Below are 24,992 nucleotides of genomic sequence, written 5' to 3'. Positions count from 1 at the left end.
TGGGGTCAGGGCATCATTTCCAGCGGTACCGGGTAGACGTTGTCGCGGCTGTCACTGCCCGGCGCCAGGGCAACCCAGCGGTCGACATCGGCGTTGTAGCGTTGGTAATGGCGCAGCTTGGTGCTCAGGCTGCGGATGAATTTCTCCTGGGCCAGGCCATCCCAGCCCTTCCAGGTTTCTTCGTCCAGGTTCAGCACTTCGCTCTGGTAGGGCAGGTCTTGCAGGTACTCGCCAAGCACGCCCAGGTCTGCCACGCGGGTGGTCGAGCCCTGCTTCAGCTGGTTGGGGTCGGCACCCATGGTTGCTGCAACCGAGCGCAGGCGGGTGAACATTTCGTCGGGCGAAATCATGCCTTCGTTGGCGGCATCCAGGATCTGCTTGAGTACATCGCTCAGGTCGCTGAGTTGCGCCTTGGTCAGCAATACGCGCACATCGGTGGTTGGCACGTTCTGTTTGATCAGGTCGCGGTCGCTGATCCAGGCCTGGAACACCGGTGGCGCCTGGGTTCCGTTGGCCTTGCCCAGGTAGGCCAGCTGCATGGCGTGGCCAATCAGTGCGGCATCCTCGAGCATTTTCTTCTCGGCAGGATCGGCCTTGGCGTTGGTTGCGCTGCCGATGGCCGCCTCGCCCATGTAGGCCGCCCGCACTTGCTGAGTGATGGCGGCAGCCAGGCCGTCGACCTTGCGGCCAAAGGCCTCCACATCGCCGGCATTGACCGGGTAGTACAGCGAGGTGTTGGTACCCGGGTAACTCGACAGGGTACGGTACTGCGCTTCGGCGGAGCTGTGGTTCTTGGCGCCACTCGGGGTTTTCAGGTGCAGGGTGTACAGGGCCACGCCAGGGTTGCTGGCTTCGATCTTGACCTGTTCGGCGCCAAGGCCGGTGCTCGACAGCTTGTCACCCCCGTCAATGGCGCCGGCATCAGTGATCAGCACCACATAGCGGGCACCAAACTGGCTCCAGTCGATCTGGTCCACGGCAGACATGACACCGGCGTAGGCATCTTCGTTGAACTCGCTGCTGGACACCTTGGCCTGCTTCAGGTCCGCGACCTTGGCCATGAAATCGGCACCGTCTTTCACCGTGTTGGGGTCGGCGTACATCTTGCTGACGTACTCCAGGCCCGGCACGGCCTTGGTGCTGGAACGGTAGGCAACCAGGCCGAACTTGACCTGCTTGCCGAGGTTTTCCTTCTCGATCTGCCCGTACACGCGCTTGATCGCCTCACGGGTGCGATCGATGTACGGGTCCATCGAAATGGTCGAGTCGATGACGAACACCACGGCCGCACTGAACGCCTTCAACTGCTGGTTGGCAGCGGCCTGGGCAGGTGCAGGCGTTGCGGCTGCGGCACTGTCGGCCTTGCTGACCGACGCCACATTGAGAATGCGCGTGCGGAAGCCTTCCTCGGTCATCACTTCTTCGCCGCTGAGCACTGGCAGCAGGTAGAAGTTTTTCTGCAGGTCGACGAAATATTCGGGCTCTTCGGCCAGCACGCCGGGTGCCTCGGTGCCGTGCTTGAGCTTGGCGCGTAGCGGGGCGACATGGCTGACCGGGTCGGGGGCGTTGAGAATGCCTTCGAGCTGGTTGCGCTCCTTGAAGAACATCAGCCGATCACGGTTGGCGGGGTTGGTAAACGCCAGGGTCAGCTGCATTTTCCATTCGACGGTGCAATCGGCAGGCAGCCAACCGATGCTCTTGCCCTGGGTGTCAGGCCCGACCCGCAGCCACTCGCGGGCGTCAGCCTGGGCGCGTTCGTACACGTAGAAGCGGCTGAAGGTGGGTTGTGCGGCGCCAGGGGCTGCCCCGGCGTTATCGCTCAGTTTGCAGCCCGGCGTGGTCAACACGCGCTGGAACAGGGTTTTCTTGCCATCCTGCAGCAGGGGCTTGTCGGCTGCCTGCAGGGCAGGGCTGAGCGACAAGGCCAGCAGCGCGGCGCCAATGCTACGCATCTTCATGGCTTGAGCTCCTCGTAGCGCTGCTTGGCTTCGGCGTTGTTTTCATCGAAGCTGAGGATGGTCTCGTACCAGGAGGCTGCGGTGGCGGCTTCCGGCGCCTTGAAGCAGTTGCTTGGCTGGTGGTACTTGGGGTCGTATTCGTGGGCGTAGGCCGTGGCGATCTGGATGTCACCGGCATTGGCGCGGTTGGCATACAGGCGCTGGGCCACATCGCACTGGTCGTTGGCCTTGGCCAAACTGATCACCTCAAGCAGCGCTGCGCTGTCCGGTTTGCTCTGGATGCACGACTGCAGGAACGCCAGTGACGTCTGGCCTTGCATGCTTTCCAGCGAACAAGGTTTGGCCGCGTCGGCCTGTGCGACGGGCTTGTCTTCAGGCGGCACGGCTGCAGGTGCTTCGGCTGCGCTGCGGTTGAACCACCACCAACCGCCGCCGGCGGCAAGCGCCAGCAGGATCAGGATCAACAGGGGCAGCAGCCACTTCTGGCCTTGCTTGGCAGGCGCCTTCGGCGGCGGAGCCACAGGTGCGGGCTGGGGGGCTGGCGCGGCCTCGGGCTCGGGCTCTGCCGCCACTGCCGGAGCAGGCTCAGGGGTGGTCACCGCAGGTGGCTCGACAACCACCGTCGCGCTGGGCAAGGGTGCCGGGGGCGGCGATTTCTCCAGCGCTGGCCCAGACTCGACAGACGCGATGATGGCGCTGTTGATACGCACCATGCCAAGGTCGCTGCGCCCGGTCTGCGGGTTGCTGACCTCGATGCGGAAGGTGGCGGTGCCGCTGGCTTGCAGCAATGGGTTGATCAGGTTGGGGCCGATCCGCGTCTCGATGGCCGGTGCGCCTGCAACGGCAGTGAGGTTATCCAGGCGGAACCAATGGGCGACGTTGCCCCAGTGCCCGCCTTCATGCAGGAACTCATGGGACTGGCTGCTTTGCAGGGAGCATTGCAACCCTTCACTGGCGCCCTCCCAGCCGGTGATCCGCAGCAGGCCTTGGCCTGGTGTGTTCACGTCCAGTGGCAGCACATCAACTCTGATACCCATTGCAATCAACTCGCTTGAAAGGTGTTCAGCAGCACCGCCAACTGGCGTCGCTGCTCGGTGGTAATTTCCGGGTCGGCGCCGCTCTTGGCGTTTTCCTGGGTCAGCCAGGCGAGGCCCGACAGCCAGTCAACCAGGAAGCGTTGTTCATGGTGCGGAGGTTGTTCCGGCAGCATCGGCAGCTCGCCCAAGGGCACGCTCTGGTAAAAGTCGAACACCGGCTCGCGCGAACCCAGCAGGCTGTTCGGGCGTTCTGCGGCGGGTTTCTCCAGCAAGCCGAACCAGGACAGGAAGTCGCGCATGGCCAGCTGCACCGTCAGCACCTGGCGCTGGACCATCTGGTCACGGCGCATGCCGTTTAGCACCCGGCGCATGACGGCTGTGTCCAGCTGCTCGATGAACAACGGGCGGCGCACTGCGCTGACCAACTCTTCGACCAAGGCCTCGACCACTTCACGGCTGATGCGCAGGCTGACCAGGCGCATGGGTTGGGTGCCCAGATCGCGCATGTGCTTGATCCACGCCTTCAGTGCCGCGCGGACAAAGCGCTGCTCAGAAGTAAGGCGTTTGGCCAGTGGCTTGGCAGCAGGGGCTGGTGCTGCGGCAGGGGTATTGGCGAACAGGTTACCGAAGCTGATGGCCGGGGCCTTGTTGGCCGGGGCTTTGGCGGCTTGTTCCGGCTCTTCAGTGGCGTCGCCGTCAATCCCGTCGATGTCGTACACACCGCCCAGATAAAGGTCACGCAGCTGTTCGACAGGCACCTGCAAGGCATGGATCAGTTCGCTGATCGCGTCCGGGTCGGCACCCAGGTTGTCGAGCAGGTATTGGGTCTTTTCCCGCTTCTTGTTCAGCAGTTGTTCGAAATCTTCTTCGCGCCAGGTGTTCAGGCCGTGTTCCAGCAGGTCGGTGCGGCACTGTTCCAGCTGTTCTTCGATACGGGTGAGCTTGAAGTCGATGTTGCTGATGCCCCGGAAGCTGCCACTGAAGCGGCTGATCCCGCCGTCATTGAGTTCGAGCATCGCGGCCCAGGCGTCAGCCGGGTCCTTGATGTGCCGCAGCACCGACGGGCTTTGCGCGAAGCATTGTTGTAACTGTACAAGGCGCGGTGCATGGCGCTCGTTCAGGCTGGTTTCTTCGCCGTTGCCGATATCGCGCTCGATGAACGCAGTGTCCAGGCGCGGCTTGCGCACCAGGTAGGTGTTGTTGAACGGTACCCCGGACCAGTCTTTCATCCACTCCTGGCTGCCGAAACGCTCGATCATGGTCAGCTTCATCATGTTCTCGCAGCCTTCGGGCAGCTGCCCTTCGCTCAGGGCGAGGGTGTTGCCGATGAAACCATCGAGCATGGTCAGCGCCCAGATCAGGCCGGGGGTGCGCTGGCTGCGTTCTTTGGGCGTGGCGCCCTGTGTCTTGTGGATCCAGCGGGTCAGCACCGGCCCCACGCTGACCACTTCGCTTTGCTTGAACGAACTGGTGCACAGCACCAGGCCATTCATCTGCTGGGCGTCGGTATAGCGCTCGAACAGATAGGCGACCTTGCCACGCAGGATCAGGCTGGCGGCCGGGTTGACCTCTTCTACCACGTCCGGGCTTGCCGCATCTTCGATACGCAGCAACTTCTGGCGAGTGCGGTAACCGGGGAAGTCGAGCAGGTCGACTTCTTCTACGACTGGGTCCTTGGGGCTGTTGGTCAGGCGGAAGGTCATCTCGGCAGTCAGTGCCGCCAGTTGCGCGACCGACAGTGTCACGCTGCCCTGCACCTTGTCGCCCTGCAGCGGCAGTACGTTTACGGGCAGGTCGCGGCCAGTACCCAGGCGGCCGAGAATATCGACGTTCATGATGCTGTTGGCCTGGGTGTAGGCGCCGTTTTCTTCCTTCACCAGCACGCTCAGGGGGGCGTAGACGGTGTCGGGGAAACCCAGTTTCTGCAGGCTGCCAACCAGCAGCTCATAAATTTCGGTGAGGGCGTCCTGTTCGCCCCACAGGACCGAAAACAGCTTGGCCCGCTGGCGCGGGTTCAGGCGTGGCGCCAGCTTGATCACCCGTGGCCAGTAAAGCTCGTTGAGCTTGCGCACCGACTTTTCGTAGTTGCCTTTGAGGTAGTCCCACAGGGCGACCACGTCATCGCCGTTGACGCCCGGTTGCAGGCCTTCGTTATCGCGGCCCTCGAAGCCGGCCAGCAGGGTCTGGATGCGTTCGTCTGTATAGGTGTAATCCAGCTTTTCCTGGTCGAAATCCTCGAACCAGGCATTGGACAGGATCTTTGCCACTTCGATTTCGCTGAACAGCTTCAGCTCGACCGGATGGTTGGCATCCGGGCTGGGTTTGGCGCGCCGGCTGAAACGGGTGACCAGGCCGGTGGCTTCCTTGCCTAGGCCGGTCGGGTTCACATGTTCGATGAAGTCCAGGATGCGGCCGCCGAAATCGGTTTCCAGGCGGCCACTGCGGTCAGCGGCCAATGCCGAGATCAGGTACGACTTGCCCGCCTGGGACAGGCCGAAGAAGCCGATCACCATGGGTGTGGAAGCGGCACGCTGCAGGTCCTTGGCGCGGTTGCGGGCCTGGCGCAGGCGCAGGTTGAGGCCATCGGCCTCGGCCTCGACACTGGCAGCATTGCCACGCACCTGCTCGATCCAGTCAAGGGCCTCGCCGGCGCCTTTGTGAATGGCGCCCCAGGCACCCATCAACTGCTGTTGCTTTGGCGTTAGGTCGCTCATTTTCCTTTGACGTTCCCGCTGTCGAGCCAATAGTCGCTGTCACTCAAACTCATGGTCGGCATGGTGTTGAGTGAGAGTTCAAGATCCCGGTCGAAATCGAAGTCGGCATCCTGGATGTTCGATTCCAGCTTCTGGATGATCAATTTGTCGCTGATCAACCCCTGTTCGCGTTCCTCCTGGTCGAACTGCTCGATTTCCAGGCGAATGCGCAGCACTGGAGCCTCGCCGTTCTTGCCCACCGCGTGGGAAAACTTTGCGCTGCCCGAGGACGTGAAGCGCAGGGTGTACAGCGGTGAGGCAGACCAGCGTTCGGCGGCCAGCTGACGGTAGCCCAGGTGCATGTCTCCACGCATTTCCAGCCAAGGCGTACCGCGCTCCTCACCTTCGCCGACGATTGGCAGCTCAATCAGCCCCTTGTCGGACTTGAGGTCGTGGTAGAGCACGTCGGCGCGCTTGATGGTGCCGGCATTGTCGATCTGGCCAAAGTGCTTGATGATCGAGTACGGCTTGAGCGCGGCAGTGCGGAAATAGAAGTTCGGCACGCTGTGCTTGGAGCACAGCAGGCAGATCATTGCGCCCACCGAGGCGGTGCTTTTCGGGTCGTCGATCAGGCCATTGCGGTGGAACGGGTACCAGCCGCCGGTGCGGTAGTTCTGCATCGGCAGGATGCGCCCTGGCGGCAGCGGCAGGCGCTGGCGGATGAAGGCCTGGATGCCGGGCAGGCGAGAAGGGCGGCCGGTCAGCAGGAGCATGTCGCAAGGGTAGTTAAACACCACCTCGCACAATTCGCCGAGCACCTTGGTGATGTTGATCTGGCCACCCATGAAGGCGGCGTGAACGCGCTCCAGGTCGAAGACAATCGGGGTCTGCAGCAGGTTCAGAGCGCCGTCGCGGCCGACTTCGCGGCGTACGGCGGCATTGACGAACGCCAGTACGCTGTCATTGATCTGTGCCTCACCCAATACCTGCTGCCACGTCTGCTCCACGGCAGCCTGTGGTTGTGCCGGGTCAAACTGCTCATAGGCCTTGAGCAGGGCCAGGCCCAGCGGTACGAACACCTGCAGGTTCAATTGCTGGCGCAGCAAGCGCTCCTGGGCAGTGGCATCGCCATTGCCGCACAGGCGCGACATCAGGGCATCGGGTGCCGGGACACCCGCCGTGCGCAGTGCATTGGCGAAGGACGGCAGGATGAACTCCTGGATTACGTCCAGCAGGATGTCATCACCGGCAATCTTGAAGCCGTCACGGAAGCGCTGGGTCGGCACGATGTGCACGTTGGCACCGGCACCGCCACCCGCGCCACGGTCCAGGCGGTAATCGGTAATCACCAGATCGGTGGTGCCGCCGCCGATGTCGATGGTCGCCAGGGTGATCTGTTCGTGTTCTTGCTTGTCCGGGCGAGCCAGCGTGGCAAAGAACTCCTCCGGGTGGCCGGCAAAGTTCTCGTTGACCTCGTTGTACAGGTAAACCAGCTGGCCACAGCTGGCTTCGTCCCACTCCACGCGCACACTGGGGAACGGGGTACGGGTCTTGACGTCCTTGCCCTTGAATGGGTTGCTCTCGTCCTGGTGCCAGCCCAGGCTCTTCCAGACCAGGCCGATGGCCTCGTACAGGCGGTTGCTGAGCAGGCTGCGCTCGGCCTGGGGCATGCCCGGCGGCACCGTCAGGGTAATGCTGTTGAGCAGGCGCGGCACCCGCGCATGGCCTTGGCGCGAACGCTGGGCCGGGCTGTTGATCTGGGTCAGCGCCTGGGTCACCACTTCGGCCAGCATGAACGTCATCAGGTTGCTGCGCGAATAGCGCGGGTTGAAGACCGGCATGTCGAAGGGCTTGAGGTACAGCGGCTGGCCACGGTCGTTGATCAGGTTGGCGAATGGCGCGGCGACGGCCATTGGCTCCTTGTCGGTCTTGACGTAGGCGGTGTTGAAGCGCCAGCCATGGCCGTAGGCCTTTTCATCCCACAGGTAGCGTTTGGGGCTGGAGAGGCCGGTCGAGCCTTCGGTGCCGCGGTTGCGGCTGGCCAGGCGGCCAGCTTCGCCGCCGACGCGGGCGATGGTCGGCCACTGGAAGGCGTTGTGGCGGCCGCTCTTGATCGACAGGTGGTCTTTGCCAAAGGCGGCGTGGGTGAACTCGACCCGGCTCTCGAAGGCCTGGTTATAGACCTTTTCCGGCTCGCTCAGGTCGCGTAGCGCCAGTACGTAGTTATGGCGCATGCCCGAACCCGCCTGGCCATGGTCCTCGATGAGGATGCCGCAGGTGCGCGAGTTGCCGACGTCCAGCACCAGGTCCACCGGGATCGGCTTGACGATGCCATTGGCCTCGTTGGCGATCACCTTGATTTCCGGGATCTCGACTTTCGGCTTTTCGTTGCTCTGCTCGGCCGGGACCGGGCGGCGCAACAGGCTCAGCAGGTTCAGATAATGGCCAAGGTGGCGGTTGCCCTGCAGGTCGCGGTCCAGGCGTTCGCGGGTCCACTCGGCACGCGCCTCGGTGTACACCTCCGCCAGCCAGTCGCGGATCCATGTGTGGGTCAGGAACCAGCCATATTCGCGGGCACTGCAGGCCAGCTTGAACGCCACGCCGGAGCGCACGTCGTCTTCGTTGGGCGCCAGGTACGGTGCGCCGGTAACCACTGGCATGGTGCGGCTGTCGAAGCCGAGGGTGAGGCGGTGGGTGTTGCCGTCGACATCGGGCTCCGCGAGCTTGACCAGGCGCATGCGCGCCCAGTTGTTCGGGCCCTCGTCAAAGCGATAGGGCGGTGTGAAGCGCAGGACCGGTATCGGCAACCAGACCCCGTCCAGCAACTTCAGGCTGTCTTCCATGGGCAGGCGGAAGTGGCTCTCTTCGCTGGTGTCGAACTCCACCTGCACCACTTTGTCCGGCTCGGGCTCGTAGAAGTCCTTGTATTCCTTGGACCACAGCAGGCGCGTAGGCACCATGCCGTTGTTGAGCTGGACGAATTTGCCGGTCTGCTCGCCATCCGGGCCGAGACGCAGGGCGAAATCCATGAATTGAATTCCGGTATCGCTGACCAGCGTGACCGTTTCTTCGAACTGGGTGATTTCGGGCAACATCTTCTGCGTTTCTCGTCTGGGTTAGCCGGCTTTGTTCATTTGCATCGGGAAGCCTTGGGTGCCGTAATTAGCGTTGCAGTTGGTTGCGCCGCTGGCGTTGGGTGTGCAATCCACTTGTGGTAGGTCGTAGCTGCTGCCGTCGGCACAAGCGGCTTGGCCTGCGCTATTGATCGACAGCTGACCACCCTGCATGGCCGCCGATACCGGCGCCTGGCAACGCACGCCGTCCGAGCGGCTGACCGTGGCCTGGCCTTTGCCATTTTCAAACTCGTACTTCAGGCGCAGGGGCTTGCTGGTACCCGCTTCCTGAATACCTGTTCCTGCCCACTTGCCATTGAGGAAGTCAGCGTTGCCATCGGCCGCATCTGGCGGAATGCTCAGCTGGTTTGGCTGGGGTGGTTGGTTGCCGGCTTGCTCGTCGGGTATCTGTGGTGGCGCGGGAGGCGTGTTTTCGGGCTGCAGGGCATCGGGGGTGTCGGCCGTCTGCTCTGGCGCAGCCTGTTCGCCCGGCGCTTGCTGTGCCTCTGGTGTGCCTTCTGGCGTGTTCTCGGCAGTACCCTCTTGCGCGGGCGCTTCGCTACCGAGTTGTGGCGCTTCGCCGCCTGCGTCGGGCGGGTTCGTCGGCACGCTGGACGGACCACCTGCAGGCGTCAACTCGCCTGGGGCAGGCCCGCTGGCATTGCCGTGCGGAGCGCCGACAAGGGCCGACGGGGCCCCTTGGGTCCTGGAAAGGGTATCGACCTGAGTAGAGGAATCGCGGCCAATGTCCGGGATGCCTGGACCGGAAAGGTTGACCCCAGGGATGCAGCCGCGCAGCCCGAACAACAGCAGGAGCAGCAGCGCCAGCAGCAACAGCAATGGCAGCAGCCAGCGCCAGTTGCGCCACCACGGCAGGCGTGCGACGGCAGCGGCTGGCGCAACCGCTGCTGCTGCAGGCGCGATGGGGGCGGCTGGCGGTACCAGCGGTGCGGCCACGGGTTCGGCGATGGGAGCGGTGCGCGGATACAGGCAGTGCAGGGGCTGTCGGCTGCGCTCGGCACCGGCATGTATAAAGCCCCAGAAGGTCAGTACAGGGCGGCCATCGACCAGGTAGACGAAGTTTTCGTCAGGGAAGGGCACCACACAGGTCAGCAGCTTGCCGAACACCGCGTTATCACCTTCGGCGGCCTTTCTGGCCGTTGCCGAGGGTTGGCCGTTGGCGTCCAGGCCAAGCAAGGTGTTGCTCAGGGCGTTGATCTTGCTTTGCAACACCTCGAGCTGCACACGTGCCGGCGCGCGTTCTTCCTCGGTGGCGCTGCTCCAGGGGATGACATCGCCTGGGCGGTCACTGTACCAATCGATGGTGCGGCCCTGCTCATCGCTCTGCGGGATGGCCAGGTGCTCGATCAGCTCCGGGTGCTCCGGGTACTTGCGGCGAATCGCTTCGCGAATCTGCAAAGCAGCGCGATAGACGGGTTGGCCAGTCTCGCCCAATGCGGTGAAGTGCTCACTTCTACCGCTGCGTAGTAATACTCCGCGCATCCTTGTAGACCTACCTAGTCTATTAGCCGAATCCATTCGGTATCCATTAAACAATACCGAAAAACCGAGCAACACTAATGGCAAAGTGCTTTTTTCGTCAATTCATATGGATGGCTTTTTGACGTCAAAGGACGTTTTATCCGGTTACACTCCCCCTGGTCCGATCAACGGCATCGGCAACTCATCATCGACGAATGGAGCACGAAGAGCATGAGCCTTTGGGATGACCTGAAGAAAAAGGCCTACGATGCCAACCCGGAGCTGGCCGCCAAGGCCGCCCAGGCGTTGGAGAAGGCCCGGGACCTGGCGGTGGAGGCAGGGCAGAAAGCCGCGCCCTTGATCAAGGAAGCCAGTGACAAGGCCGCGGGCTATGCCCAGGAAAAGACCCCCTTGCTCAAGGCCCAGGCCCTGAAGGCGATTGACGATGCCAAGCAGCGTCGTGCCCAGTTGCAAGAGCAGGCCAAGCGCGACAAGGCCGCGCGCGCGGAAATGATCCGCACCATGTATGACATCACCTTAACCCCGGAAGACGTCAATTTCGTCGAGGAGCCGTTCAACCATTTTGAGCGGCAGTTGATGTTCTTCGTGCGTAACGGCGAGGTGCTGGAAAGCGAAAAGCGCAACCAGACGCACCTGGACGCCCACCACTCGCACCGCACCACCGGTGGCCACATGTGGAAGGGCACGGGTCATACCGGTAGCAGCTCATCGACCATGCAGGTCACTGCGCACAATGTTCAGGAGCACGAGTTCTGGGTGCGCCTGGAGAATGGCACCGAGGCGTGTTTCCAGCTGAACAACAATGGTGTGCGCCTGCGCCCTGGGCAGTATGTGAGCATGGCGTTTGTGCGCAACGCCAACCAGGACATGGGGCAGATGGTGGCGCTGTACAACCATAACGCCGGGCAAAACTTCGTGACCCTCTCGCCGAGGCAGATCAACCAGCAGTTTCAGCTGTACTTGAAAGAGCCCGGCATTTTCAACGCCAACGAAGTGAACAGCACGCGCGACAGGCTGCTGCAGGCGCTGGACAAGCGTCTGGGCGAACTGGCCAGGTACATGGCGCTGCACGGTGACAGGCGTGCCGGCCAGCTGATAGAAGCGCAGGCGGAATAAACGAAAAAGCCCCGGGAGATTTCCCAGGGCTTTTTGATATGGCGCACTCGGCGGGATTCGAACCCACGACCCCTGCCTTCGGAGGGCAGTACTCTATCCAGCTGAGCTACGAGTGCAACGCGCACGCATGATACCCATCTGTGTCGTTGACGTCCATCGCCTTGATCTGTGGCCTTTTTCCTCTTTTTGCGCAGGCGGCGTTTGCGGGCCGCTGGCCTGCGCAAATTTATCTATCCATATGCGATATCAATATTTCCCACACCCTTCTTATGCCCTCTATCCTCTGGTCACAACTTGTTATAACAAGTCATCGATCAGCGAAGAGACCCCATGGCCGAACTGCTCCCCCTGTCCCCGGTACCGCTCTATACCCAGCTCAAGGAACTGCTGCGCGAGCGCATCCTCGACGGTAGTTATCCACCGCATAGCCGCATGCCCTCGGAAAGCGAACTGGGCAAGGCCTTCGACGTCAGCCGCATCACCGTGCGCCAGGCGCTGGGCGACCTGCAGAAGGAAGGGTTGATCTTCAAGATCCACGGCAAAGGCACGTTCGTCGCCAAGCCCAAGGCGTTCCAGAACGTCAGTACCTTGCAGGGCCTGGGTGAGTCGATGACGCAGATGGGCTACGAAGTGATCAACCGCCTGCGCAGCTTCCGCCATGTCCCGGCCAATGCCTTGGTGGCCGCGCGGCTGCAGGTCGAGGAGGGCAGCCTGGTGACCGAGATCCGCCGGGTACGGCTGATCAACCGCGAGCCGGTATCGCTGGAGCTGACCTGGCTGCCCAAGGCCGTCGGCGAAAAACTGGAGAAGGCCGACCTGGTCACCCGCGACATCTTCCTGCTGCTGGAGAACGACTGCGGCATCGCCCTTGGCCACGCCGACCTGGCCATCGATGCGGTACTGGCCGACAGCGACCTGACCCAGGCCCTGGATGTAGAAGAAGGCTCGCCGATCATGCGCATCGAGCGCCTGACCCATGCGGCCGATGGCACGCCGCTGGACTTCGAACACCTTTACTACCGCGGCGATGCCTTCCAGTACCGCCTGCGCATTGATCGCCAGAAAGGGGGCAAGGCATGAGCATCCAGACCCAGGACTACGACATCATCGTCATCGGTGGCGGCACCGCCGGGCCGATGGCGGCGATCAAGGCCAAGGAGCAAGACAAAAGCCTGCGCGTGCTGCTGCTGGACAAGGCCAACGTCAAGCGCAGCGGTGCCATCAGCATGGGCATGGACGGGCTGAACAACGCCATCATCCCCGGCCACGCCACCCCCGAGCAGTACACCAAGGAAATCACCGTGGCCAATGACGGCATCGTCAACCAGGCCACCGTGCATGCCTACGCAACCCACAGTTTTGAAACCATCGAGCAACTCGACCGCTGGGGCGTGAAGTTCGAGAAGGACGAGACGGGCGACTACGCGGTGAAGAAGGTTCACCACATGGGCGCCTACGTGCTGCCCATGCCCGAAGGCCACGACATCAAGAAGGTGTTGTACCGCCAGCTCAAGCGTGCCCGGGTGGAGATCAGCAACCGCATGGTCTGCACCCGTGTGCTGCTCGATGGCGAAGGCGCCGCCGCGGGTGTGTTGGGCTTCGACTGCCGCAGCGGCGAGTTTCGGGTGGTGCGGGCCAAGGCGGTGATCCTTGCCTGCGGCGCCGCCGGGCGCCTGGGCCTGCCGTCGTCGGGTTATTTGATGGGTACCTACGAGAACCCGACCAACGCCGGTGACGGCTACGCCATGGCCTACCATGCAGGCGCCGAGCTGGCCAACCTCGAGTGCTTCCAGATCAACCCGCTGATCAAGGACTACAACGGCCCGGCCTGTGCCTACGTCACCGGCCCGCTGGGTGGGTACACCGCCAACAGCAAGGGTGAGCGCTTCATCGAGTGCGACTACTGGAGCGGCCAGATGATGTGGGAGTTCCACCAGGAGCTCGAAGGCGGCAATGGCCCGGTGTTCCTCAAACTGGACCACCTGGCCGAAGAGACCATCCAGAACATCGAAGAGATCCTGCACAGTAACGAGCGCCCCAGCCGTGGCCAGTTTCACGCAGGGCGTGGCACCGACTACCGCCAGCACATGGTCGAGATGCATATCTCCGAGATCGGTTTCTGCTCCGGGCATTCGGCGTCGGGCGTGTGGGTCAATGAAAAGGCCGAGACCAGCGTCAAAGGGCTGTATGCCGCGGGCGACATGGCTGCGGTGCCGCACAACTACATGCTGGGCGCCTTTACCTACGGCTGGTTTGCCGGTGTGAACGCCGCGCATTACGTGGCCGGGCGCGAACTCGCCGAGGTCGATGCCGAACAGGTCGAACGCGAGCGCGCGCGGGTGTTTGCCCCGCTGCAGCGTGAGCATGGTCTGCCGCCAGCCCAGGTCGAGTACAAGCTCAGGCGCATGGTCAACGACTACCTGCAGCCGCCGAAGGTGACCAAGAAGATGGAGATCGGCCTGGCGCGCTTTGCCGAGATTGAGCGTGACCTTGAGCAGATGAAGGCCAGCAACCCCCATGAACTGATGCGTGCGATGGAAGTGTCGGTGATTCGCGACTGCGCCGAGATGGCGGCGCGCGCCTCGCTGTTCCGCGAGGAAAGCCGCTGGGGGCTGTACCACCACCGGGTGGACTTCCCTGAGCGCAACGATGGCGAGTGGTACTGCCATTGCCACCTGAAAAAGGGCGAGAACGGTGAAATGACCAGTTTCAAGAAGGCCGTCGAACCCTACCTGATCGCCCTGGATGCCGATGAGCAGACCGCCTATGACCGGTTGCGAGTGAAGGCTGATGCAGCGTGAATGGGGCCGCTTCGCAGCCCAATCGCCGGCAAGCCAGCTCCCACAGGTACTGCATCGGCGGTGAAGTCTGCACCCTCCTGTAGGAGCTGGCTTGCCGGCGATGGGGCCATCAGCCTCTGCAAAAAACAGAACGAGGGCCACAGGCCCCAAGGACTCCGTGAAATGGCCTACCAGCCGCAAGAAATCTTCTTTCGCAGCAGCGCCCCGGTCACCATCGACGAAGACAAATGCATCGCCGAAAAAGGCTGCACCGTGTGCGTCGAGGTCTGCCCCATGGACCTGCTGGCGATCAACCCGGCCACGCAGAAGGCCTACATGGCTTTCGACGAATGCTGGTACTGCATGCCCTGCGAGAAGGACTGCCCCACCGGTGCGGTGAAGGTCGACATCCCGTACCTGCTGCGCTGATTCATCCTGCCATCCGGCGAACCACCGGACGCCCTCCTGCTGTGCCCCTCGTTTCCCACCACCCAAGCCGGGAGGCGGAGACGACGCCAACTCTTATAACGATTCGAGGGGAAACACCCATGCGCCTTGTTGCAACCGTGGCCGGCCTCGCGCTGGCGCTCACTGGCCTGAACGCCAGCGCCGAAACCATCCGCATCGCCATCGGCACCCAGGACACCACCATCAACTGCGCCACCGGTGGCCTGCTGATCCGTGAGCTGGGCCTGCTGGACAAGTACCTGCCGCACGACGGCAAGTACAAGGACGCCACCTACCAGGTCGAGTGGAAGAACTTCACCAGCGGTGCGCCGCTGACCAACGAAATGGTCGCCGGCAAACTCGACTTCGGCGCCATGGCCGACTTCCCGGGGTCGTTCAACGGGGTTGCGCACCTGGATGCCGGCAAGCGCAGCCTGTTCATCAGTGTGCTGTCGGGCAGCGTGCATGGCAGCGGCAACGGCATCGTCGTGCCCGCCGCCTCCAGCGTGCAGTCGCTGGCGGAGCTCAAGGGCAAGACCATTTCCGTGCCGTTCGCCTCCACTGCCCACGGCATGCTGTTGCGCGCCGTCGCCGCTCAGGGTTGGGACCCGCAGAAGGATGTGCGGATCATCGCCCAGGCGCCGGAAATCGCCGGCTCCGCCCTGCGCAGCAACCGCATCGAAGCCCACGCCGACTTCGTGCCGTTCGCCGAGTTGTTCCCCAACCGCGGCTTCGCCCGCAAGATCTACGATGGTGCCCAGGCCAACGCACCGACCTTCCATGGTGCCTTGGTCGATGCCGACTACGCGCAGAAGTACCCGGAAGTGGTCACCGCCTACCTGCGCGCCAGCCTTGAAGCCGACCGCCTGATCGCTGCGCAGCCTGAGAAGTACAGCGAGTTGATCGAGAAGGTCACGGGGATCGAAGCCGAGGTCAATTACCTGTTCCACGGCCCGCTCGGCCTGCAGACCCGCGACCTGACCTGGAAGCCTGAATACCGCCAGGCAGTGGCTACATCCATCGATACGCTCGAGCTGCTGAAAAAGACCGACCGTGGCCTGGACACCGACAAGTTCATCGACGACCAGTACATCCGTGCCGCCTTCAAACAGGCTGGCCTGGACTACGACAAGGCGCTGAAAGACTACGACCCACTGCCACTCAAGGCCAATGACGCGCTGACCGGCAGACCGATCACCGACTTCAGCCGCCTGGCGCAGATCTGGGTGCGCGGTGAAGACAAGGTCCGCCACTACGCTTCGCCGGAGGCCGCCCTTGGTGCCTTGGCCCAGCTGGAGCAGGAGGGCAAGGACATCCGCGCCATCTACGCCCAGGCCGCCGACAGCGGCATCAAGTTGCTGGCCAACCAGGCCTGGTTCGTGCGCAACGGTAAAGGCGAGCTGGCGGCGTTCCTGCTCAAGGGCCAGGCCGAGCAGTATGCCAAGGCCCATGGTGGCGAGGCGCTGGACTTCGTCAGCGCCAACCAGAAGCTGGTCGCCCAGCGCTGACCGGGAGGCACCGACATGACCCGCAACCTCAAGCGCTGGCCGGTGCGCCTGGCGTCGCTGCTGGCCTGCCTGCTGTTCTGGCAGCTGGCGGCAAACGTGAAACTGGACCTTGGTCTGCTGACGTTCACCTATGTCCCCACACCCAAGGCGGTGCTGGACGCTGCCTGGCAGTTGCTGACCTCCAGCACCCTGCTGGCGCACCTGGGCAGCAGCCTGTCGCGGGTATTTGCCGGTTATGCCACTGCGGCACTGGTTGGCGTGGCCCTGGGGTTGCTGATCGGCCGCTCGAAATGGGCGGAAGACACCCTGCTGCCGCCGCTGGAAGTGCTGCGGCCGATTCCGGCGGTGGCGTGGATCCCGCTGGCGATCCTGATGTTCCCGTCGTCGGAACTGTCGATGGTGTTCATCACCTTCACTGGTGCGTTGTTCCCCATCCTGCTCAACACCGTGCACGGCGTCGAGGCCGTCGACCCGCGCCTGGTGGCATCGGCGCGCAGCCTCGGCGCCGGGCGCTGGGCGATCCTGCGCGAGGTGGTGTTGCCTGGGGCGTTGCCGAGCATCGTCACCGGCCTTGCCATCGGCATGGGAACGTCATGGTTCTGCCTGGTCACTGCCGAGATGATTTCCGGGCAGTTCGGCATCGGCTACTACACCTGGGAGTCCTACACCTTGCAAAACTACCCGGACATCATCGTCGGCATGCTGCTGATCGGCGTGCTGGGCATGGGCAGCAGCGCCCTGGTCAAGCGCCTGGGGGCGCTGGCCACGCCGTGGTACCGCACGCGGAGGGCCAGTTGATGAACAGTTATCAACAGGCGCCGGGGCGTATCGATGGTCGTGGCCTGTCGATTCGCCTGGGGCACGGCAGCGAGGCGTTCGAGGCGGTGCAGCGCCTGGACTTTGCCGTGGAGCCGGGCGAGTTCGTCTGCATCCTCGGCCCCTCCGGTTGTGGCAAGTCGACGTTGCTCGGCGCCCTGGCCGGGCACCTGGTGCCCAGCAGCGGCCAGTTGAAGGTGGACGGTCAGCCCGTTGCCGGGCCGTCACCGCAGCGGGGCATGGTGTTCCAGCACCACACCTTGCTGCCCTGGCGTAGCGTGCTCGACAACGTGGCCTTCGGCCTGAAGATGCAGGGCCTGGGCCGCGCCGAACGTCACCGGCAAGCACGTGAAATGTTGCAACTGGTGGGGCTGGCCGACTTTGCCGGGCGCTGGCCCAGCCAGCTGTCCGGCGGTATGCAGCAGCGGGCCGAAATCGCCCGGGTGCTGATCAACCGCCCACGGCTCTTGCTGATGGACGAACCTTTCGGCGCACTGGATGCGCAAACCCGTGCCCGCATGCAGGAGCTGTTGCTGGATATCTGGGCCAGCATCCGCACCACCGTGGTGTTCGTCACCCACGATATCGACGAAGCGCTGTTCCTCGCCGACCGCATCCTGGTGATGAGCCCGCGCCCTGGTCGCTTTATCGAAGACCTGCGCCTGGACTTTGCGCGCCCACGCCGCGCCAGCCTGCTGACCAGCCCTGAATTCACTCACCTCAAGCGTCACTGCCTGGCGTTGCTGCGCCACGAGGAAGGCCGCGAACTGCCGCGCCTGACCCCGCTGGGCCTGCCGGACACTGACCACCCACCGCTACGGATCGCGCTATGACTGACCGAACGACCGACAACCCCGACATCCTTGCCCTGTTGCCTCGCCTTGATGCCACCGATGCTGGCGTGCGCCGCATCGCCCTGATCGAGCTGGCCGACCTGGAAGACCCGGATGGCTTGCCTTGGCTCACCGATGCCCTGCTGGTGGACGCCGCCGACGAGGTGCGTGCCGAGGCCGCGCGCCTGCTTGAGGCCTGGGAAGAACCCGAAGTTGTGCAAGCCTTGTGCGCTGCGCTGGCCGATGCCGCCGAGCCGGTACGGCTGGCAGCAGCGCAGAGCCTCAGCGAACTCAAGAGCCTTGAGGCCGGCCAGCTGATCCTCCCGTGGGCCAAACACGCCGATGCCTTCGTCCGCGCCAGTGCCCTGCGTGCCTTGCGCGAGCTGCGCCTGGAGGATGCTGCCGAACCTGCGCTGCTGGCGCTGGCCGATGACGACGCCGCCGTGCGGCGTGAGGCAGTGGGCATTCTGGGCTGGCTCAAGCACCAGCCGGCGTTGCGGGCGTTGGCAGCGCTCGCCGAGGCCGAGCCGGACACCGAGGTACGCCGCGCGGCCATCGGCGCGCTGGGCCTTGCCCGCGACAACTCGGTGTTGCCTGCGTTGGTGGCGGCATTGACTGACCAGGCCTGGCAAGTGCGCGAGGAGGCCGCCACCACGTTAGGCAAAGTCGGTCAGGACCAAGCAGGCCCGGCGCTGGTGGATGCCCTTGCCGATGACTTCTGGCAGGTACGCCTGCGGGCAGCGCGCTCACTGGGTCGGCTGCGCTATGCCGCTGCACTGGACACGCTTGGCGCGTTGCTTGGCCATGGCATTGCCAACCTGCGCAAGGAAGCGGCGCTGGCCCTGGGCGAGCTGGGCCGGGCGCGTGCCTTGCCGGTGCTGCAGGCCGCCGAGGCCGACAGCGACCCTGAGGTGCGCAAGGCGGTGCGGATTGCCCTGGCGCAACTGCGCGGGGCTGCCTGATGAACGCCCCGCAAGCTATTCGCAACTTGCGCGGGCCAGGGCAGTTGGTACTGCAATGGGAAGACGGCGAACACAGCCTCAGCCATACCCGTTTACGCGGTGCCTGCCCTTGTTCACAATGCCGTGCGGCGCGGCTGTCGGGTGCGATCAGCCTGGTGCGCGACGATGTGCGTGTGGAGCGGATTACCTCGCAGGGGTACGGCGTGCAGCTGGTGTTCAGCGATGGGCATGAGCGCGGGATCTACCCTTGGGCTTACTTGCGTGACCTGGTCATTCACAATGCAATCAGCTCCGGCCGCAGCCCTTCGACCCGTCGCACCGGCGGTGGCAGGTAGCCGCCATCCCCGGTGATCTGGTGCAGCACCTTCTCGCGTAGCCCATGCAGTGCAACACCGGTGCGCAACCGTGGGTGCGGCAGGTCTATCTCGACCACCGATTTGATCCTGCCCGGGCGTGGTTCCAGCACCACAACCCGATCAGCCAGGTACGTCGCCTCCTCGGCATCGTGAGTCACCAGCAAGGTTGTGATACCTGCCCGTTCGCGAATGGCCAGCAGCTCGTCCTGCAGTTGCTGGCGGGTCAGGGCATCCAGGGCGCCGAACGGCTCGTCGAGCAGCAGGATACGCGGGCTGGCTACCAGGCCACGGGCAATTGCCACGCGCTGCGCCATGCCGCCCGACAACTGGTGTGGATAAGCCGATTCGAAGCCGACCAGCCCCACCAGTTGCACGAATTCATGCACCCGCCGGGCGCGTTCACCCTGAGTGAGCGACTCGTTGACCAGCCCCAAGGCAATGTTCTGTTCCACGTTCAACCATGGGAACAGCCGGTGCTCCTGGAACACGATGCCGCGTTCGCCACCAATGCCGCTGACAGCGCGGCCATCGACGCGGATGCTGCCGCTGTATTCGGTATCCAGCCCCACCAACAGCCGTAGCAGGGTGGACTTGCCGCAACCGGAAGCCCCGACGATGGCGATGAACTCGCCCTCGTTGATCGACAGGTTGAAGTTGCGGATAGCCTCGAGCGGCTGGCCGTCCACGCTGAATACCTTGCCGACCCCCTCGAAGCTGACAATAGGCGGGGTGCTGTCGGGCTGGTTGGCCGCCTGCAGGTGCGAAGTGTTGAATGCGTTCATGCGGTTCTCCAGCGCGTGGCGCGCGATTCAAGGCGTTGTCCAAGGGTGCCGAGCAGGGCGCCGACCAGGCCGATCAGGACCATGGCGGCCATCACCTGGTCCATGCGGAACAGTTGCTGGGCGCCGATCATCAGGCTGGCGATGCCGCCGTCCGACGGCATGAAGTATTCGGCGCCGATGGTGCCCAGCCAGGCGTAGATCAGCGACAGGCGCAGGCCGGCGAAAATCGCCGGTGCCGCGCCAGGCAGCACCAGCAGACGCAGGCGTTGCCACAGGTTCAGGCGCAGGGTGCGGGCCGCTTCGCCCAGTTGTGGCGAAAGGCTGGCGATACCGCGCTGGGTAGCGATCAGCAGCGGGAAGAATGCGGCCAGGCCAACGAACACAAGCTTGGCCCCTTCACCCAGGCCGAACCACGCAGTCAGCAATGGCACCCAGGCGAACAGTGCAACTTGGCGCAAGGCCGACAGGCTCGGCCCGAAGAGGCGTTCGGCTGTGCTGGAAAGCCCCAGCAGCAATCCGCCCAGCAAGCCCGCGGCGCCGCCCAGCAACAGGCCGCTCAGGGTGCGTTGCAGGCTCAGCAACAAGGCTTGCGGCAGCGACCCATCGGCCAGGCCGACCAACAGCGTGCGCAGTACCTCAAGTGGCGAGGTGAGGATGTTCGGGTCAACCCAGCCAAAGCTATTGCTGGCCTGCCACAGCGCCAATAGCCCCAAGGGCAGCAGCAGGCTTTGCCAGCCGCGTGGCACAGGCCCGCGCTGCTGCTCGCCAGTGGCCGGCTGCGGCCAATACAGCAGGCGCTTTTCCAGGGCTGAGAAGCTGCGCTCCAGCACAGCGCCGACCAGGCCGATCACCAGAATGCACAACATCACCAGGTCGAGCATGAACAGTTGCCGCCCCCACACCATCAGGTAACCGATCCCTTCGCTGGAGGCCAGCAACTCGACCGCCAACAGCGAGGTCCAGCCGGTGGCCAGGGCCAGGCGCACACCCGTGAGGAAGGCGGGCAGGGCAGCTGGCAGTAACAGGCGCAGGAGCAGCAGGTGCCTGGGCAGGCGTAGAGCCGCAGCGGCCTCACGCAGTTTTGGCTGGGCATCGCGCACACCCACCAGCGTGTGCAAGGTAACGGGGACCACCACGGCTTTTACCAGCACCACCAGCTTGAGCAGCTCGCCGATGCCGAAGAACAGCATGAACAACGGAATCCAGGCCAGCGTAGGGATCTGGGCCAGCGCCACGAAGGTCGGCAGCACCAGCCTCTGTGCCCGCCGCGAAGCCCCCAGCCACACACCCAGCAGCAAGCCGCTGGCAATGCCCGCCGCCAGCCCCCAGAACAGCCGTTGCAGGCTTATCCACAGGTGCCCCCACAGCTCCCCGGAGCCAAACTCCAGCGCGCTCTGCCACACCAGCGCCGGTGCCGGCAGGATCTGCTCGCTCATCCAGTGCTGCCGGCTCGCCACCACCCACAGCAGCGCAATCAGCACAGGTAACAACCAAGGCAACAAGCGCTCACGGCCTATGTGGGAGCGGCCTTGTGTCGCGATAGGGCCGCGAAGCGGCCCCCGAAGCCACCTCCGATTCCTGCTCAGAACTCCATTCATCAGCCATCTCTCGAAGCGTTGTTAGGTTATTCACTTATGGAATTAGAAAAACCAAAAAGTGACTTTCAAGAGATAAGAGCATGCGCCCCGTGCATACGGAAGCCCCCCGCCGTTGCGTTTTCCTCATATTTTCCATGCGTTTTCCGCAAGCTCCCCGCAGGCCCGCATGCCGCTTGGTTTATGCCTTTCAGTTACTAAAAAATGAAGTTTTGATCTTTGTAGGTTCTAACCAGACCTGCCTAGCTTCTGGCCAAAGCGCCGGCCTTCGCCGGTGGCAGCCTGCCAAGGAGCCTTGCCATGAAAACCCCGTTGCGCCACCTGATCACCGCCCTTGGGCTGGCCTTCACCCTCGGTGCCCACGCGGCTGAACCCGCCAAGCCAGAAAGCATCCGCATCGCCGTGCCCGACCTCAGTGCCGGCAGCAAGCCCAGCGCCGGTGGGGTGGTCGATGTGCTGCGTGACCAGCAGCTGCTAGAGAAGGAATTTGCCAAGGACGGCATTCGCATCGACTGGCATTTTTTCAAAGGCGCCGGGCCTGTGGTGAACGAGGCGCTGGCCAACGGCCAGGCCGACTTCGCCTATCTGGGCGACCTGGCCGCGATCGTCGGCAAGGCCAACGGCCTGGACACCCGCGTGTTGTCGGCGGGGGTGCGTGGGGTCAAAAGCTACCTGGGCGTGGTGCCCGGCTCTGGCATCAAGACCCTGCAGGACCTCAAGGGCAAGCGCGTGGCGGTGTTCCGCGGCACAGCCAACCAGCTGTCGTTCGCCAGCGCTCTGGCCAGCCAAGGGCTGACCGAACGCGAGCTGAAAGTCATCAACCTGGACTTCAACGCCGCCAACGCCGCACTGGCCGCCAAGCAGATTGACGCCACCTGGGGGCTGTCCAACCTGCTGTCGCTGCGTGAGCGCGGGCTGGTCGAACTGCCGGTCAATTCGCGTGACCTGGAAGGCGCCGGCAGCACCCAGGCAGTGCTGCTGGGCACCGGCGATTTCATCCGTAAATACCCCGAGCTGGTCCAGCGCCTGGTCAACGCCCAGGAGCACGCCAGTACCTGGCTGCGCGATGAACACAACCGCCAGGCCTATATCGATCTTGTGGCCAGCAACGCCAACTGGCCGCGCACCATCCTCAGCGATGACCTGGCCAAAGAAGACCTTGCCCACTACTTCGACCCGCGCCTGGACGCTGACTTCGTAGGCCAGTTGCAGAAGGGCGTGGACCTGGCTGCCAAGGAGCGCCTGATCCGCCGTGGCTTCCAGGTCGCCGACTGGGTCGAGCCACGCTTCCTCGATGCTGCGCTGAAACAGGAACAGGCCGTGCAGGCCGCCCGCTAAACCTTCAAAAAACCCGACAATGACCGCAAGGACCACGACCATGAGCAATGCCGCCCTGGCCACCGCGCCACAAACGCTCGAACTCGACATTCACCCGGTTGCCGGCCGTATCGGCGCCGAAATCCGCGGTGTGCAACTGTCCGCCGACCTCGATGCCGCCACCATCGAGGCTATCCAGGCTGCACTGGTACAGCACAAGGTGATCTTCTTCCGCGATCAGACCCACCTGGATGACCAGAGCCAGGAAGGCTTTGCCAAACTGCTCGGCGAGCCGGTCGCCCACCCCACCGTACCGGTGGTGGATGGCACCAGCTACCTGCTGCAACTCGATGGCGCCGAAGGCCAGCGGGCCAACTCCTGGCACACCGACGTAACCTTCGTCGACGCCTACCCCAAGGCCTCGATCCTGCGCAGCGTGGTAGCGCCGGCTTCGGGTGGCGATACCGTTTGGGCCAACACGGCTGCGGCTTATCAGGAACTGCCCGAACCGCTGCGCGAGCTGGCCGACAAGCTGTGGGCGGTGCACAGCAACGAATACGACTATGCCAGCATCAAGCCGGATGTCGACCCGGCCAAGCTGGAGCGCTATCGCAAGGTGTTCACATCGACCGTTTACGAGACCGAGCACCCGGTAGTGCGTGTGCACCCGATCAGTGGTGAGCGGGCGCTGCAACTGGGGCATTTCGTGAAGCGCATCAAGGGGTATTCGCTGGCGGATTCGCAGCACCTGTTCGCTGTGCTCCAGGGGCATGTGACGCGCCTGGAAAACACCGTGCGCTGGCGCTGGCAGGCGGGGGACGTGGCGATCTGGGATAACCGCGCGACGCAGCATTATGCGGTGGATGATTACGGCACCCAGCCGCGTGTGGTGCGGCGTGTGACCTTGGCAGGGGAGGTGCCGGTGGGTGTGGATGGCCAGTTGAGCCGGACTACCCGTAAAGGCTGATATTGCCGGGGCCGCTTTGCGGCCCTTTCGCCGGCAAGCCAGCTCCCACAGGTACCTCACAGGTAACTCACAGGGCAGGAGGCAGCGGTGATCTTGTGGGAGCTGGCTTGCCGGCGATTCGGGGGCGAAGCCCCCGCCCGTCACAACCCGGTATCACAGGCGATCAACTGCCTGACCAGCCCCTGCGCCAACGGCGACAAACCATACCCCACCCGGCTTACCACCCCATAGCGGGTATGGCACGCCTCTTCCTGCTCGGGCGTCAGGTCTGCCAGCTTCAACTTCACCAACCCGCCCTCGCGTTGATATGGCCGCAAGTTGGCATTGCAGGCAATGCCGATGGTGTCCGAATGCATCACCACATTCAGCAACGCATACCCGTGCTCGCACTCCACCGCTGGCAAGAAGTCCTGCCGCCCGCTGAGGTCGCTGAGGATCTTGCGGATGTTCGGCGGGCGGAAGGTAGTGGCCATCGGGAAGTCGAACAGGTCGCGCGCCTGCACGGCCTCCTGCTCGGTCAGCGGGTGCCCGGCGCGGCAGCAGAAATGCCAGCGCTGTGGTGTCAGCTTGTGCACCTGGTAGTCCGGGTCAGACTCGAACTGGCGGGTGTCGGCGACAAAGAACTCGATCTCTTCGGCCACCAGCTTGCGGTTCAGCGCCTGCCAATTGTCCACCTGGAAGCAGGTGCGCGCCGCCGGGTACTCGGCCACGAAGCGCGCTACCGCGCGCGGCACCAGGCCGCCGGCTGGCGCAGGGCCGGAGCCAAAGCGTACCACCCCGGTGGTGGCGCCATTGAACTGGTGGATCTCGTTGACCAGGTTGTGCGCCCCATGCACCAGCCGCCGCGAATGCTCCAGCACCAGCAAGCCTTGGCGCGTGGGCGCGAGTTCCTTGCTGGCGCGGTCCACCAGGCGGCAGCCAATGTTGTGCTCCAGGGTCTGGATGCTGCGGCTGAAGGCCGATTGCGACAGGTTCACCGCCGCGGCAGCGGCCACGAAACTGCGGTGCTCGACAAGGGCGATGTAGTGGCGCAGCTGACGCAGATCGATATGCATTTTTTACATTAAAACCTTCGGTCAAATGCAATTGCTGACAAGGGTGAGTCCCCTTATAAAGGGTGTTACTTATTCCACTAAATATGAATTACAAATATTTATATCACTTAAAAGAATATAAGCCCGACTGACCGCGATTCGGTTCCGCCAACGG

Annotated in this window: 19 protein-coding genes and 1 tRNA gene; 11 read left to right on the top strand and 9 right to left on the bottom strand. The window is 63.7% G+C overall.

Annotation, left to right across the window (positions count from 1 at the left end):
• Positions 1-5 precede the first annotated feature (5 nt).
• Genes N805_RS21390 through N805_RS21370 form a run of 5 tightly spaced genes read right to left on the bottom strand, consistent with a single transcriptional unit; the run spans position 6 to position 10,304 of the window.
• On the bottom strand, positions 6-1,958 hold the full coding sequence (locus N805_RS21390; RefSeq protein WP_019473120.1) for a vWA domain-containing protein: 1,953 nt from the start codon (positions 1,956-1,958) through the stop codon (positions 6-8).
• Positions 1,955-2,995 (bottom strand): hypothetical protein, encoded by a 1,041-nt coding sequence (locus N805_RS21385; RefSeq protein ID WP_019473121.1) that lies wholly within the window; start codon positions 2,993-2,995, stop codon positions 1,955-1,957. The genes N805_RS21390 and N805_RS21385 overlap by 4 nt, the downstream gene beginning before the upstream one ends.
• Positions 2,996-3,000: 5 nt before the next feature.
• The gene (locus tag N805_RS21380; protein WP_019473122.1) at positions 3,001-5,709 is read right to left on the bottom strand and encodes a virulence factor SrfC family protein; all 2,709 of its coding nucleotides are present in this window, start codon (positions 5,707-5,709) and stop codon (positions 3,001-3,003) included.
• A complete protein-coding gene (locus N805_RS21375; protein ID WP_019473123.1) occupies positions 5,706-8,783 on the bottom strand; it encodes a virulence factor SrfB in 3,078 nt (1,025 codons plus the stop codon). The genes N805_RS21380 and N805_RS21375 overlap by 4 nt, the downstream gene beginning before the upstream one ends.
• A gap of 21 nt (positions 8,784-8,804) precedes the next feature.
• On the bottom strand, positions 8,805-10,304 hold the full coding sequence (locus tag N805_RS21370; protein WP_026034639.1) for an SrfA family protein: 1,500 nt from the start codon (positions 10,302-10,304) through the stop codon (positions 8,805-8,807).
• 210 nt (positions 10,305-10,514) lie between these two features.
• On the opposite strand from N805_RS21370, the gene N805_RS21365 reads away from it, so the two are divergent.
• Positions 10,515-11,420: a hypothetical protein gene (locus N805_RS21365; RefSeq protein WP_019473125.1), complete on the top strand. Its 906-nt coding sequence runs from the start codon at positions 10,515-10,517 to the stop codon at positions 11,418-11,420.
• Between the two features lie 39 nt (positions 11,421-11,459).
• Here N805_RS21365 and N805_RS21360 read toward each other — a convergent pair.
• A tRNA-Arg gene (locus tag N805_RS21360) sits at positions 11,460-11,536 on the bottom strand.
• Between the two features lie 214 nt (positions 11,537-11,750).
• On the opposite strand from N805_RS21360, the gene N805_RS21355 reads away from it, so the two are divergent.
• From N805_RS21355 to N805_RS21320, 8 genes are all read left to right on the top strand, one after another.
• Positions 11,751-12,500: a GntR family transcriptional regulator gene (locus N805_RS21355; protein WP_019473126.1), complete on the top strand. Its 750-nt coding sequence runs from the start codon at positions 11,751-11,753 to the stop codon at positions 12,498-12,500.
• On the top strand, positions 12,497-14,221 hold the full coding sequence (locus N805_RS21350) for a fumarate reductase/succinate dehydrogenase flavoprotein subunit (RefSeq protein WP_019473127.1): 1,725 nt from the start codon (positions 12,497-12,499) through the stop codon (positions 14,219-14,221). Before N805_RS21355 ends, N805_RS21350 begins: the two co-directional genes overlap by 4 nt.
• A 162-nt stretch (positions 14,222-14,383) precedes the next feature.
• Complete coding sequence (locus N805_RS21345; protein WP_008096634.1) at positions 14,384-14,629, top strand: 4Fe-4S dicluster domain-containing protein; 246 nt, start codon at positions 14,384-14,386, stop codon at positions 14,627-14,629.
• 119 nt (positions 14,630-14,748) lie between these two features.
• A complete protein-coding gene (locus N805_RS21340; protein ID WP_019473128.1) occupies positions 14,749-16,155 on the top strand; it encodes an ABC transporter substrate-binding protein in 1,407 nt (468 codons plus the stop codon).
• 15 nt (positions 16,156-16,170) lie between these two features.
• A complete protein-coding gene (locus N805_RS21335; RefSeq protein ID WP_019473129.1) occupies positions 16,171-16,953 on the top strand; it encodes an ABC transporter permease in 783 nt (260 codons plus the stop codon).
• Positions 16,953-17,804, top strand: a complete 852-nt coding sequence (locus N805_RS21330; protein ID WP_019473130.1) for an ABC transporter ATP-binding protein — start codon at positions 16,953-16,955, stop codon at positions 17,802-17,804. Before N805_RS21335 ends, N805_RS21330 begins: the two co-directional genes overlap by 1 nt.
• A complete protein-coding gene (locus N805_RS21325; protein ID WP_028614136.1) occupies positions 17,801-18,766 on the top strand; it encodes a HEAT repeat domain-containing protein in 966 nt (321 codons plus the stop codon). The genes N805_RS21330 and N805_RS21325 overlap by 4 nt, the downstream gene beginning before the upstream one ends.
• Positions 18,766-19,101 carry a DUF971 domain-containing protein gene (locus N805_RS21320; RefSeq protein ID WP_019471774.1) on the top strand — a complete coding sequence of 112 codons (336 nt, stop codon included), beginning with the start codon at positions 18,766-18,768 and terminating at the stop codon, positions 19,099-19,101. Before N805_RS21325 ends, N805_RS21320 begins: the two co-directional genes overlap by 1 nt.
• Here N805_RS21320 and N805_RS21315 read toward each other — a convergent pair.
• Complete coding sequence (locus N805_RS21315; RefSeq protein WP_019471773.1) at positions 19,041-19,904, bottom strand: ABC transporter ATP-binding protein; 864 nt, start codon at positions 19,902-19,904, stop codon at positions 19,041-19,043. The genes N805_RS21320 and N805_RS21315 overlap by 61 nt on opposite strands.
• Positions 19,901-21,502 (bottom strand): ABC transporter permease, encoded by a 1,602-nt coding sequence (locus tag N805_RS21310; protein WP_026034483.1) that lies wholly within the window; start codon positions 21,500-21,502, stop codon positions 19,901-19,903. The genes N805_RS21315 and N805_RS21310 overlap by 4 nt, the downstream gene beginning before the upstream one ends.
• 297 nt (positions 21,503-21,799) lie before the next feature.
• On the opposite strand from N805_RS21310, the gene N805_RS21305 reads away from it, so the two are divergent.
• A complete protein-coding gene (locus N805_RS21305; protein WP_019471771.1) occupies positions 21,800-22,837 on the top strand; it encodes an ABC transporter substrate-binding protein in 1,038 nt (345 codons plus the stop codon).
• 40 nt (positions 22,838-22,877) lie between these two features.
• Positions 22,878-23,783 carry a TauD/TfdA dioxygenase family protein gene (locus N805_RS21300; protein ID WP_019471770.1) on the top strand — a complete coding sequence of 302 codons (906 nt, stop codon included), beginning with the start codon at positions 22,878-22,880 and terminating at the stop codon, positions 23,781-23,783.
• A 140-nt stretch (positions 23,784-23,923) separates the two neighbouring features.
• Here the strand turns inward: N805_RS21300 and N805_RS21295 are convergent, their stop codons facing one another.
• Positions 23,924-24,838, bottom strand: a complete 915-nt coding sequence (locus N805_RS21295) for a LysR family transcriptional regulator (RefSeq protein WP_019471769.1) — start codon at positions 24,836-24,838, stop codon at positions 23,924-23,926.
• Between the last annotated feature and the right edge of the window lie 154 nt (positions 24,839-24,992).

Source organism: Pseudomonas putida S13.1.2 (assembly GCF_000498395.2).
GTDB classification, from domain to species: Bacteria; Pseudomonadota; Gammaproteobacteria; order Pseudomonadales; family Pseudomonadaceae; genus Aquipseudomonas; species Aquipseudomonas putida_Q.
Note: the sequence above shows the minus strand (reverse complement) of the source record. Positions and strands in the feature narration are given on the sequence as shown.

Bases quoted from the DNA above. Each gene is read 5' to 3' on its own strand.
- N805_RS21390 (WP_019473120.1), bottom strand. From the start codon at position 1,958: ATGAAGATGCGTAGCATTGGCGCCGCGCTGCTGGCCTTGTCGCTCAGC.
- N805_RS21385 (WP_019473121.1), bottom strand. From the start codon at position 2,995: ATGGGTATCAGAGTTGATGTGCTGCCACTGGACGTGAACACACCAGGC.
- N805_RS21380 (WP_019473122.1), bottom strand. From the start codon at position 5,709: ATGAGCGACCTAACGCCAAAGCAACAGCAGTTGATGGGTGCCTGGGGC.
- N805_RS21375 (WP_019473123.1), bottom strand. From the start codon at position 8,783: ATGTTGCCCGAAATCACCCAGTTCGAAGAAACGGTCACGCTGGTCAGC.
- N805_RS21370 (WP_026034639.1), bottom strand. From the start codon at position 10,304: ATGCGCGGAGTATTACTACGCAGCGGTAGAAGTGAGCACTTCACCGCA.
- N805_RS21365 (WP_019473125.1), top strand. From the start codon at position 10,515: ATGAGCCTTTGGGATGACCTGAAGAAAAAGGCCTACGATGCCAACCCG.
- N805_RS21355 (WP_019473126.1), top strand. From the start codon at position 11,751: ATGGCCGAACTGCTCCCCCTGTCCCCGGTACCGCTCTATACCCAGCTC.
- N805_RS21350 (WP_019473127.1), top strand. From the start codon at position 12,497: ATGAGCATCCAGACCCAGGACTACGACATCATCGTCATCGGTGGCGGC.
- N805_RS21345 (WP_008096634.1), top strand. From the start codon at position 14,384: ATGGCCTACCAGCCGCAAGAAATCTTCTTTCGCAGCAGCGCCCCGGTC.
- N805_RS21340 (WP_019473128.1), top strand. From the start codon at position 14,749: ATGCGCCTTGTTGCAACCGTGGCCGGCCTCGCGCTGGCGCTCACTGGC.
- N805_RS21335 (WP_019473129.1), top strand. From the start codon at position 16,171: ATGACCCGCAACCTCAAGCGCTGGCCGGTGCGCCTGGCGTCGCTGCTG.
- N805_RS21330 (WP_019473130.1), top strand. From the start codon at position 16,953: ATGAACAGTTATCAACAGGCGCCGGGGCGTATCGATGGTCGTGGCCTG.
- N805_RS21325 (WP_028614136.1), top strand. From the start codon at position 17,801: ATGACTGACCGAACGACCGACAACCCCGACATCCTTGCCCTGTTGCCT.
- N805_RS21320 (WP_019471774.1), top strand. From the start codon at position 18,766: ATGAACGCCCCGCAAGCTATTCGCAACTTGCGCGGGCCAGGGCAGTTG.
- N805_RS21315 (WP_019471773.1), bottom strand. From the start codon at position 19,904: ATGAACGCATTCAACACTTCGCACCTGCAGGCGGCCAACCAGCCCGAC.
- N805_RS21310 (WP_026034483.1), bottom strand. From the start codon at position 21,502: ATGAATGGAGTTCTGAGCAGGAATCGGAGGTGGCTTCGGGGGCCGCTT.
- N805_RS21305 (WP_019471771.1), top strand. From the start codon at position 21,800: ATGAAAACCCCGTTGCGCCACCTGATCACCGCCCTTGGGCTGGCCTTC.
- N805_RS21300 (WP_019471770.1), top strand. From the start codon at position 22,878: ATGAGCAATGCCGCCCTGGCCACCGCGCCACAAACGCTCGAACTCGAC.
- N805_RS21295 (WP_019471769.1), bottom strand. From the start codon at position 24,838: ATGCATATCGATCTGCGTCAGCTGCGCCACTACATCGCCCTTGTCGAG.